The organism is Corallococcus sp. CA049B (assembly GCF_003611685.1).
Lineage (GTDB): Bacteria > Myxococcota > Myxococcia > Myxococcales > Myxococcaceae > Corallococcus > Corallococcus coralloides.
This window is the reverse complement of record NZ_RAWC01000004.1, coordinates 95,586-106,678: the sequence shown is the minus strand read 5'-3', so window position 1 is coordinate 106,678 and position 11,093 is coordinate 95,586. Positions and strand designations below refer to the sequence as shown.

Below are 11,093 nucleotides of genomic sequence, written 5' to 3'. Positions count from 1 at the left end.
GAAGGGGTGTGGGGAGGGGCTGCTCAGGGGTCCCGCAGGGCGGGGATGCCGGAGGACACCTTGGCGAGCAGGGCGCGAAGCGTGTCCCGCTCATCCAGGCTCAAGGGAGCCATGAGCGCGGCGATGCGGCGGTAGTGATCGGGCATCATGCCCAGGATGAACTCGCGGCCCTTCGAGGTGAGGTGCACGGAGTACATGCGCCGGTCCTCGGGGTGATCCACGCGGGAGATGAAGCCGTCCTTCTCCAGCGTGTCCAACAGGCCGGTGATGGTCGCGCGGCTGCAGCTCGCCAGCTCCGCGAGGTCCGCGGGACGCAGGGTCTCCCCCGAGTCCTCCGCCGCGAACAGCTGCACCAGCACGACGAAGCGCCCGTGCGACACGCCGTGGCGTGCGAAGTGCGCTTCGTAGGCTTCGGTCAGCTCATTGGAGAGACGCAGCATCGTCAGGCACGTCTCGATGGCGCTGGGGTCGAGCGTGGGGAAGCGCTGAGCCAGCTGCTTCAGCCGCTCGTACCGGGGCACCAGCTTCATCGGCGTGGCGTTTCTGGGACGGGAGGGGTTCAAGACGGGGCGTCTAGTAAGGCCCCTAACGATTTAGCGCAAGATGATTTCGTCGCCTGACTAAATCCTTGATTTCTCGGTCGGGGAATGGACCGTCTGGCTACTCGGCGGCCTTTTCCAGGAGGAGAACGGCGCGCAGCTCCGGGTGACGCTCCTGCATGGAGCGCACGGCGCGCAGGTCGAAGGACTGCACGTCCACCCTCCGTGCGAGCCCTGCTTCCTGGATGACCTGAGCGACCGCGTCGCCATGGGCGGGAGCGACGTCTGCCTCCTCTGCTGTCCGTTTGAGTTCCACGTTGAAGCGGACGCGGCGGGCGCTCCGGGCGCGGAGCGGGTCGCGGGCTTCATGGGCGGCGTCCGCCTGGTCCGCCGCGAAGGCGAACACCTGGCTCAGGGTGGGGACGGCGTAGGGGTCCGGGAGTCCGGCGCGGGCGGCGAACGCGACGGCTTCCGGAGAGAGGGCGCGGTCGTTCGTCTGGTCCGGGCGGTCCTCGAGGAGCCGGTCGCAGACAAAGCTGGCCTGGAGCTTCGCGACGGTGCGGGTCGAGATGGGGACGGGAGCAGGCAGCGGGCTTCCATCCGCGTGGCGGCACTTCGCGGGAGACAGGTCCGGGTCGTGGGAGAGCACGGGGACGCCGTCGGCGGTGAGGACGGTGTCCAGCTCCAGCGTGGTCATCCGGTGGTCGAGCGCGGCCTCGAAGGCGGGCAGCGTGTTCTCCGGCCGCAGGTTCCGCGCGCCCCGGTGGCCCTGTGCATCGAAGCGCCTCGGGTCGATGAGCCCGTCCGCGTCCAGCAGGTCCCCGGGGGTGCCGTCGCCGTTGGCGTCGAAGCCGCGCACCGCCTGCATCAGGAGGTCCGGCCGGTCGCTGATGATGCCGTCCACGCCGCGCCGGAGCAGGGCCTGCATCGTGGGCAGGTCGTTCACGGTCCAGACGATGACGGGGTGGCCGGCAGCGCGGAGGCGCTCCAGGTCGATGCCGCCTCCGGGTTGGAGCAGCGCCGCGCTTGGAGAGCACACGGGAGCGTGCGTCCGTGCGTGCGCACGCAAGGTGTCCATGAGGCGCAGCGTGGGGTCGTCCGCGGGCGTGCGGGAGGACGGGGGGGTCCTCGTGCATGCGCAGGCGAGGAGCCCCGCGAGGACCTGACCGATGAACGATGCCGTGCGCATGGGCTGCCTTCCTCCCGGGTGTCGGTTAGGAAGCTGAAGCGATGGACGTAAAGGATGCCACCGTGCAGGCAGCGCTGCGTCAGGCTTGCGACGACGCGGGACTGCCCCAGTCCCTGCGGAGCTGCGTGTATCCGCTGCTGCGGGACCCGGAGGGCGACTGGGCGCCCTGCTGCGGCGGGGGCTGCATGCCGTGCTCGTCCACGCTGGCGGACGTGGCGCTGCGCACGCTGGAGCTGCTGGGCACGCCTCGACGCTCGCCGCTGCCTCCGGGGTGATCAGCGATACTTGTGGTCCACCAGCACCTCCGTGCGCGGAAGCGACCAGTGCATCTGGACCATCCGCCACTCGGTGCCCCGGCGTTCGAAGGCGCAGGCCACGCGGATGCCCTCGAAGGTGACGGGCTTGCCGCCCGCGATCAGGGCGATGTCCATCGAGGGCACCGTGAGGCAGGCCATCGTGGAGGGCGGTGCACCTCCGCGCCAGAGCTGCTCCGAGCGCAGCGTCACGCGGAGGTCGCGCAGGCTCCCGAACTGGGCGCGGAAGGAGTGCTCCACCTGCGCCCAGCCGATGAAGTGGAGGTTGGAGTGCGTGCCCACGACCACGATGTCGTCGTCGTGCCAGAACAGCTCGGACAGGGCCTCCAGGCTCCCGTGCTCGTAGGCCTCCACGAACGCGGCGAAGCGCCGGGAGAGCTCCGTCTTCCATTCATCCCGCGTCGAGGTCATCGCGCGCCCCTCCCCTTCCCGTTGTCAGCGTGTCCCGGATGAGCCGCGCCACCTCCGCCACGTGGGGTTCCTCCATGACGGTGAAGTGGTTGCCGCGCACGTCGTGGGATTGGAACGAAGCGGTCGTCAGCGCCTTCCACCAGGCCGCCGCGTGCGAGTCCAACACCGGGTCCCGATCCGTGGCCCGCAGGTACACGAGCGGCACCGCGTGACGTCCCGGCGCGTATGCGGCGATGGCCTCGTTGGTGGCGAGCACCACGTCCCGCAGCCGCGTGTCGAGCTCCATCGCCGTCCGGAGCCCCTCCGCCGCGCGCGGGGAGATCTCCTGGAACGCGTCGATGAGCTGGAGCACGTCTCCCACGCTCCGGACGTTCAGCCTGCGTGAGTCGTCCACCGTCACCGTGTCGATCTGGATGACGCCGGCCACGGAGTGGCCCCGCTCCAACAGCTCGGCCGCCATCTCGTACGCGATGACGCCCCCCGAGGAGTGGCCGCCCAGCCAGAAGGGGCCCTGGGGTTGGAAGGCCAGCAGCTCATCCACGTACGCGCGGGCCATCGCCGGCACGTCGCGGTAGAGCACCTCGCCGGGCTCCAGTCCCGACGCTCGGAACGCGTGGACCGGGGTGTCCGCGCCCAGCTGCTTCGCCAGCGGCAGATACGTGTAGACGGTGCCGCCAATGGGCTGCACCAGGAAGAGCGGTGTCCGTCCTCGCCGTCCCTCCTGGAGCGCCATCCGGAGCGGAGCCGCCTGGGTGAGTGGCCTCCCCGTCCGCTCCAGCTCGTCCTGGACCGCGCGCACCCATTCTCCCAGCGTCGGGTGCTCCAGCACCGCGTGCAGCGACAGGCTGACCGACAGCCGCGTCTTGAGCTCGCGGTTGAGCTGCACGACCAGGAGCGACGTGCCGCCCAACTGGAAGAAGTGGCTGTCCGGCGTCAGCGCGTCCACGCCGAGCAGCTCCTTCCAGAGGGCTTCCATGGAGGCACGGACCTCTTCACGGCTGAGCGGCCGGGGCGCGGCCGTGACTTCGGGCCTCGGCGGCCGGGGCGTCTTCTCCGCCAGGGAGTACCGCTTGCGCTCGAAGGGATACGTCGGCAGCACGACGCGTCTGCGCGGCCCGCTTCCGCGCACCGCGCCCCAGTCCACGGGGAGGCCCGCGGACCAGAGCTGTCCCACGGCATGGAGCAGGGCCTGCTCATCACGCTCTGGAGCGAGCGTGTGCAGCACGAGCCGCTCCCGTCCTGCCCGGGGGTTCAGCAGCGTCAACGTGGAGAGCGTCCGGCCCGGCCCCACCTCCACGAAGATCCGCTCGCGGTCCTCCAGCAGCAGCTCCAGTCCTTGGGAGAACCGGACCGTGTGCCGCAGGTGACGGGCCCAGTACGTGCGGTCGTGCGCATCGTCCGCGGTCAGCCAGGTGCCCGTGACGTTGGAGAGGAGGGGAATCGCCGGGGACTTCGGACGCATCGACCTGGCCAGGTCCGTGAGCGGCTGCATCGCGGGCTCCACGAGCGCGGAGTGGAACCCGCTCGCGTTCGGCAGCCGCTTCGTCCTCACGCCCCGCTCCCGCAGCCGCGCGGCGAAGTCCTCCAATGCCTCCAGCGCTCCGGACACCACGCACTGCCCGGGTCCGTTGACCGCGGCCAGGGACAATCCGGGTGGCAGCTCTTGCGTCAGCACGCCCTCCGACAGCGGCACGGCCAGCATGCCGGAAGGCGGCAGTGCGTCGCAGAGACGGCCGCGCAGCGCGACCAGCGCCACGGCCTGCTCCAGCGACAGGACACCGGAGAGACACGCGGCGGCGTACTCCCCCAGGCTGTGGCCCAGGAGGCTCGTTGGGTGCAGCCCCCAGGCGCCCAGCAGCCGCGACAGCGCGTACTCCGTCGTGAAGATGGCGGCCATGCCCAGCGAGGGTGCCCGCAGCGCCTCCTCCGCCCGTGCTCCTCGCTCATCGCTGAGCAGCGCGGCGCGAAGGTCGCGCTCCAGCTCCGGGCCGAAGAGAGCGGCGCATGCATCGAAGGCTTCGCGATACGCCGGAGCGCGCCGGTACCACGCCGCGCCCATGCCCGCTTCCTGCGTGCCCGTGCCAGGGAACAGGAAGCACACTTCAGGGGGCGGGGACGCAGCGGGCTGAGCGGGCCCGTCCCGCCTGAGCGCGGCGATGGCCTCCCCGGGTGTCTCGCACGCGATGGCGCGCCGGTATCCGAACGCCGTCCGTCCTTCCTGCGACGTGTACGCGACGTCCGCCAGCGACTGCCCGGGATGCCGCTCCAGATGATCCGCGAGCCGCCGCGAGGCCGCGCTCAGTGCCTCCCCGCTCCGCGCCGAGAGCACCAGCACCTCCACCGCCGGGCCCACGTCGACCGCGGGCTCGGGGCGTGCCTCCTCCAGGACGACGTGCGCGTTCGTTCCTCCAATGCCAAACGCGCTGACGCCCGCGAGACGTGGGAAGCCTTCGGGCAGGGACCACGGCCGTCCTTCGCTCCGCACGACGAAGGGGGAGCGCTCCAGGCCCGCTTCCGGATGGGGCTGCTCGAAGTGGACGGTGCCCGGGAGGAAGCGGTGCTCCAGGGCCAGCGTCGTCTTGATCAACCCCGCCACCCCGGCCGCCGAGTCCAGGTGCCCCACGTTGCTCTTGAGCGCCCCCAGGACCACCGCGGGCTCCGACGCCTCACGCGCTCCGAAGGCGAGCCGCAGCGCCTGGACCTCCAGCGGGTCACCCAGGGGTGTCGCCGTGCCGTGGGCCTCGACGTAGGTGATGTCGCGAGCGGCCACGCCCGCGTCGGCGTGGGCTCGCGTGATGACGTCGCGCTGGCCCTCCACGCTCGGGGCGGTGAAGCCGACCTTGGCGTCTCCGTCGTTGTTGATGGCCGAGCCCCGGATGACGGCATGGATGGAGTCCCCATCCCGCAGCGCATCCTCCAGGCGCTTGAGCACCACGATGCCCACGCCGCTGGAGGGCACCGTCCCCTGCCCCTTCGCGTCGAAGGGGCGGCAGTGCCCATCCGGCGAGGTGATGCCGCCCGCCTCATGGAGGTAGCCGGAGGGACCGGACGCGAAGAGGGAGATGCCTCCCGCCAGGGCCACGTCGGATTCACCCGCGCGCAGGCTCTGGCAGGCCAGGTGCACGGCCACCAGTGACGTGGAGCAGGCGGTCTGCACCGTGAGCGCGGGCCCGCGCAGGCCCAGCTGATACGCCGTCGCCGTGGCGAGGAACTGCCACGGGTTGCCCAGGATGGACCGGTACGCCTCCGAGGCCACGGACAGCGAACGGAAGCGCGGCATCACCTGATCCAGCCAGTAGCGCGGCACGCCCGAGCCCGCGAACAGGCCCGCCTTGCCGGGCAGCCGCTTCGGGTCGTAGCCCGCCGCTTCGAGCGCCTCCCACGCGCACTCCAGGAACATGCGGAGCTGCGGATCCATCAGCCGCGCGTCCAGGGGGCTGTAGCCGAAGAAGGCGGCGTCGAAGGACTCCACGTCCTCCAGCAGCCCGGAGGCACGGACGTAGGAGGGATCCTCCAGGAGCTGGGGGTCCTCGCCCGCGGCGAGCAGCGTCTCCCGGCTGAAGCGGGACAGGCCCTCACGGCCCTCCACCAGCAGCGTCCACAGCGCCTCGACGCTGGGGGCCCCCGGGAACCGCCCCGCCGTGCCGATGATGGCGATGGGGGCCGAGGAGCGCACGGGGCTCCGCGTGGGCTCCGGCGTCACCGGTTGCACGGTGGAGTCCGCGTCCAGGTGCCGCGCGAGGGACTCAAGGGTCGGGAACTGGAACAGCGTGGCCATGCTCACGCGGATGTCCAGCTCCGAGGCCAGCGCGGACTGGACTCGCGTGAGCAGCAGCGAATTCCCGCCCGCGTCGAAGAAGCCCTCGCGCCTGCCGACGCGCTCCACGCCGAGAATCCGGCACCAGATGCGCTCCAATGCCTTCTCACGCTCCGTGGATACCGAAGATTCGGGAGCAGCCTGGGCTTTGACGGAGGGCAAAGGCAGCGCGTTACGGTCGAGCTTCCCAGTAGGCCCCATCGGGAACGCCTCCAGCAGCACCCACTCCCGGGGAATCATGTGCGGGGGAAGGGTCTTGCCCAGCGACGCCTTGAACGCAGGCGTCACGGCGGCATCCCGGGGGATGACGTAGCCCACCAGGTGCCGCTCTCCCGCGATCAGCCTCGGCTCGACCACGGCGTCCCGGACATCGGGGTGCTGGCGCAGCGCGGCCTCAATCTCGCCCAGCTCGATGCGGAAGCCGCGCAGCTTGAGCTGGCGGTCGGACCGTCCGTGGAAGTCGATGCCGCCGTCCGGGCGATGGCTGGCGATGTCTCCGCTCTTGTAGAGGCGCGCTCCCGGCTCCTCGCTGAAGGGGTGGGGGATGAAGCGCTCCGCGTCGAGCTCGGGGCGGTGCAGGTAGCCGTGCGCCAGCCCCTTGCCTCCGATGTAGAGCGCGCCGCGCACGCCCACGGGGACGGGCGTCAGGGTTTCATCCAGCAGGTAGACCTCGTAGCCCGGGAGGGGCGTCCCGATGGGGTATGGGCCATCTCCGGGCACGCACTCCGCGGTCGTCGTGAAGACCGTGGCTTCGGTGGGCCCATAGACCTGGATGAACCGGCGGCCCGGCGCCCACGTGTCCACGAGCCGCGCGGGGAGCTCCTCGCCTCCAATCGCGAGCGTCTTCAGGTCCGGCAGCGCCCGCCACGGCATGGAGGCCAGCGCTGACGGCGTGAACATCGCGGTGTGGATGCGATGGGTCTCCAGGAAGTCCGCCAGCTCCGCACCGGCGGCCACGTCCTCCTGGCCCATGAGGTACAGCGTGGCGCCGGAGGAGAGCGTCGGGAAGATCTCCGCGACGGAGAAGTCGAAGCCGTACCGCGCGCACTGCGCCACGCGCTGGCCCGGTGCGAAGCCGAAGTCCGAAGCCACGGTCTCCGTCAGATGCACCGCGCTCCGGTGGCCGATGCACACGCCCTTGGGCTGCCCCGTCGAGCCGGAGGTGTAGATGACATATGCGAGGGCATCCCCGGTGACGTGGACCCGTGGCGCGTCTTCCGGACCGCCGCGCACCTGCTCCAGCGCGACCACCGGGACGCCCATTCCGTCCATGAACGCGAGCGTCGCCTCCTGCGCGAGGATGAGCCTCAGCGCCGCGTCTCGCGCCGTGAACGCCAGCCGTGCCCTGGGGTAGGCGGGGTCCAGGGGCACGTAGGCCGCGCCCGCCTTCAGCGTCGCCAGTAGGGCGATGATCAGCTCGAAGGAGCGCTGGACGCAGATGCCCACGAAGTCTCCAGGCCGAACGCCCTGGGAGATGAGGTGATGGGCCAGCCGGTTCGCCTCCGTGTCCAGCGCCCGGTAGCTCAGGGGCCGCCCCTGGAAGACGAGGGCCGGCGCGTCCGGCGTGCGCTCCACCTGCGCTGCGAACGGATGGTGCAGACAGTCCGCGTGCGCCACCTCCCGTGCGGGTCCGTGAGCCCAGGCGAGCACCCGTGACTGCTCCGCCTCCGAGAGCAGCGGCAACGCAGAGAGCAGCTGCTCCGGGTCGTGCGAGGCCTCGCGCAGCAGCGTCACGAAGTGCTGGCCCAACTGGTGGACCATCCAGGGCTCGAAGACGTCCAGCGCGTACTCCCACCGCACGGACATGCCGTCGGGCCGCTCATCCAGCTCGATGGAGAGGTCGAGCTTCGACGTCCCCGTGTCGACGTCATGGGGCTCCACCCGCCAGTCCGAAGCAGGCACCGCGATGCGCGGCTCCAGCGTGCAGGACACCTGGAACAAGGGGTTGGCGCCAGGGATGCGCGCCGGGTTCACCGCCTCCACGATGCGCACGAGCGGCGCGTCCTGATGTTCGAGCGCCTCCAGGCAGACGCGGCGCACCTGCTCCAGGAGGCCCCGGACGGTCAGCCCATCAGAGAAGCGCAGCCGCAGCGGCAGCAGGTTCACGAAGTGTCCGGAGATGGCCCGCGACTCCTCGCGGCTCCGCCCGGAGAAGGCACCTCCGACGACGAGGTCCTCCGCTCCCGAGTAGCGGTGCAGCAACGCGCCGAACACGGACAGCAGCGTCATGAAGAGCGAGGCATCCTCTCCGCGCCCCAGCGCCTTCACGGACTCCAGGAGTTCCCCGGGGATTCGCACGACGTGCTTGGCCCCGCGGAAGCTCGGGACCTGGGGGCGGGGATGCTGCGTGGGCAACTCCAGGTGCGGAGCTCCCGCGAGCGTCTGCTTCCACCAGTCCAGGTGCGGTGCGATGGCCTCCTGGTAACGGGCACCCTGCTGCCAGACAGCGGCGTCGCCGTACTGGAGCCGCAGTGGCGGCAGTGAAGGGGCCTCCGCCAGGTAGAACTGGTGCAACTCTTGAAGGAACGCCGCCATCGTGAAGCCATCCACGATGAGGTGGTGCATCACCAGGGCGAGGCGGCTCTCCGCCTTGCTCAACCGCATCCACGTCGCACGCAGCAGCGGCCCGTGCTCCAGGTCGAAGGGCTCACGCGCCTCCTGGGTGGCCACCTGCAACGCCTTCGCGCTCCGCAGGCTTCCGGGCACAGCGTGCAGGTCCACGCGCCGCAGGTGGAACGGCATGTCCGGATGCACGCGCTGGATCGGACCGTCTGGCGTGGCGCCGAAGGTCGTCCGCAGCACCTCGTGCCGGGCGATGAGTGAACGGAACGCTCGCTCCAGCGCGTCGGGCTGGAGGTCCCCGGGCAGATACAGCGTGAAGGGCTCGTTGTAGACGGCGCTCCGGGGCGCCAGCTGCTCCAGGAGCCACAGCTGCCGCTGGGAGTCGGACAGGGGCAGGGGCTGGGTCCGGTCCACCGGGACGATGGGGGGCACGTCGAGGCTTCGACCCGTTCCCCGTGCCGACTCCACCCACCGCGCCAGCTCCGCGATGCTCGGACTGTCGAAGAGCGTCCGCACGGGCAGGCGGACCGATACCGCCTGCTCCAGCCGATCAATGAAACGGATCGCGAGCAGCGAGTCCCCGCCGGACTCCATGAAGCGGTCCTGCGTGCCGGACTGCTGCGTCCCCAGGACCTCCGACCACACGCGCGCGATCTCCTGCTCCAGCAGCGTGCGCGGCGTCTCCCCCTCCCCCGAGCCGAAGCGCGGCGCTGGAAGCCGCGAGAGGTCCACCTTGCCGCTGGAGTTGAGCGGCATGTGCTCCAGCGCCATGACCGCATGGGGGAGCATGAAGTCCGGCAGCTTCGACACCAGATATGCGCGCAGCTCCGCGTCCTCCACCTCGCGCGGTGAGACATACGCGACGAGCCGCTTGTCACCCGGGGACACCTCGTGCACGCGGACCACGGCGTCACCGACTCGAGGGTGGGTGCGCAGGACGCTCTCGATCTCCGCCAGCTCCACCCGCGCGCCGCGAATCTTCACCTGGTGGTCCACCCGCCCCAGGAACTCCAGGTTGCCGTCCTGGAGCCACCGCGCCCGATCTCCCGTCCGGTACATCCGCGCCCCGAGCACACCGCTGAACGGATCCGGGAGGAACCGCTCGGCGGTGAGGACAGGCCGGTTCAGGTAGCCCCGCGCGAGCCCCTCTCCGCCCAGGTACAGCTCCCCCACTTCGCCCACGGACAACGGCTTCTCGTCGGCATCCAGGACATGCAGCTGGAGCCCCGCGAGCGGCCTGCCGATGGGGATGGATACGCCCGACTCTGGAGGCGCGAGGAGCTCATACGCCGTCGCGGAGGTGGTGCACTCCGTGGGCCCATAGCTGTTGAGCAGCCTCTGGGGCTTTCCGTGCGCCATGACCCGCGCCACCCACTTGGGGTCCAGCACGTCACCGCCCACCATCAGGACGCGGAGCCCGCCGAACGCGTCCGGGATGGCCGAGGCCAGTTGATGGAACAGCGACGTGCTCAGCACCGCGGCGGAGATGGCATCCCGTCGGAGCTTTTCTGCGAGGAGCGGCGGCGACAGCAGCGTCTCCCGTGAAACCAGGCACAGCGTCGCGCCGTTCAGCAGCGCGCCCCAGACCTCCAGCGTCGAGGCATCGAAGGCATACGACGCGGCCTGGAGGACGCGGTCCTCGCGCCGGAAGCCCATGAAGCCCGCGTCCAGCACCAGCCGCGCGACGCCCCGGTGCGGGATGCACACCCCCTTGGGCCTCCCCGTGGAGCCAGAGGTGTAGAGCACATACGCCAGCGAGTCCGGTCCCGCCCCGCCCTTCACGTTCACGGCATCCTGTTCATTCGGAGCAGGAGGCTCGACGACGTGCCCCTGGAAGCGCAGCCCCTGGACCGCGTCACGCGGCCCGACGAGGACCCGCATCCCGGAGTCCGCCATCATCGCGGCCAGCCGCTCCGGAGGATGACCCGGGTCCAGGGGGAGATAGGCGCCACCTGCCTTCAGGATGCCCAGCAATCCCACCACGGTTTCCGGTGTGCGGTCGGCGAGGATGCCCACGGGCTGGTCGGGCCCCACGCCGAGCGCCTGGAGCCGGCGCGCCAGCCGGTTCGCGCGCTGGTTGAGCGTGTCATAGCGGAGCACACCGCCTTCGAAATGCAGCGCCACGGCCTCGGGTGTGGCGCGTGCGTGTGCTTCAAACAGCGTGGCGATGCCCAGCCGCGGGTGCGCAGGGATGGAATTCATGATGAGTCATTGCCCCCCACTCCTCAACGTACTGCCCCGGGAACCTTCGCGGTGGACCC

Annotated in this window: 5 protein-coding genes; 1 reads left to right on the top strand and 4 read right to left on the bottom strand. The window is 70.7% G+C overall.

Annotated features, from left to right (window positions below):
* Positions 1 to 23: 23 nt before the first annotated feature.
* Together D7W82_RS01865 and D7W82_RS40360 are read right to left on the bottom strand one after the other, a co-directional pair.
* Positions 24 to 530 carry a MarR family winged helix-turn-helix transcriptional regulator gene (locus D7W82_RS01865; RefSeq protein ID WP_120616661.1) on the bottom strand — a complete coding sequence of 169 codons (507 nt, stop codon included), beginning with the start codon at positions 528 to 530 and terminating at the stop codon, positions 24 to 26.
* Between the two features lie 130 nt (positions 531 to 660).
* Positions 661 to 1,728 carry a glycerophosphodiester phosphodiesterase family protein gene (locus D7W82_RS40360; RefSeq protein ID WP_158617557.1) on the bottom strand — a complete coding sequence of 356 codons (1,068 nt, stop codon included), beginning with the start codon at positions 1,726 to 1,728 and terminating at the stop codon, positions 661 to 663.
* A 41-nt stretch (positions 1,729 to 1,769) separates the two neighbouring features.
* Between D7W82_RS40360 and D7W82_RS01855 the strand changes: the two genes are divergently transcribed.
* Complete coding sequence (locus tag D7W82_RS01855) at positions 1,770 to 2,003, top strand: hypothetical protein (RefSeq protein ID WP_120616660.1); 234 nt, start codon at positions 1,770 to 1,772, stop codon at positions 2,001 to 2,003.
* On the opposite strand, the gene D7W82_RS01850 is transcribed toward D7W82_RS01855, so the two are convergent.
* Together D7W82_RS01850 and D7W82_RS01845 are read right to left on the bottom strand one after the other, a co-directional pair.
* Positions 2,004 to 2,453 (bottom strand): nuclear transport factor 2 family protein, encoded by a 450-nt coding sequence (locus D7W82_RS01850; protein ID WP_120616659.1) that lies wholly within the window; start codon positions 2,451 to 2,453, stop codon positions 2,004 to 2,006.
* The gene (locus D7W82_RS01845) at positions 2,434 to 11,034 is read right to left on the bottom strand and encodes a non-ribosomal peptide synthetase/type I polyketide synthase (RefSeq protein WP_120616658.1); all 8,601 of its coding nucleotides are present in this window, start codon (positions 11,032 to 11,034) and stop codon (positions 2,434 to 2,436) included. Before D7W82_RS01845 ends, D7W82_RS01850 begins: the two co-directional genes overlap by 20 nt.
* Positions 11,035 to 11,093 lie beyond the last annotated feature (59 nt).

Coding starts and splice junctions, on each gene's coding strand:
- D7W82_RS40360 (WP_158617557.1), bottom strand. CDS start 1,728: ATGCGCACGGCATCGTTCATCGGTCAGGTCCTCGCGGGGCTCCTCGCC.
- D7W82_RS01855 (WP_120616660.1), top strand. CDS start 1,770: ATGGACGTAAAGGATGCCACCGTGCAGGCAGCGCTGCGTCAGGCTTGC.
- D7W82_RS01865 (WP_120616661.1), bottom strand. CDS start 530: ATGAAGCTGGTGCCCCGGTACGAGCGGCTGAAGCAGCTGGCTCAGCGC.
- D7W82_RS01845 (WP_120616658.1), bottom strand. CDS start 11,034: ATGAATTCCATCCCTGCGCACCCGCGGCTGGGCATCGCCACGCTGTTT.
- D7W82_RS01850 (WP_120616659.1), bottom strand. CDS start 2,453: ATGACCTCGACGCGGGATGAATGGAAGACGGAGCTCTCCCGGCGCTTC.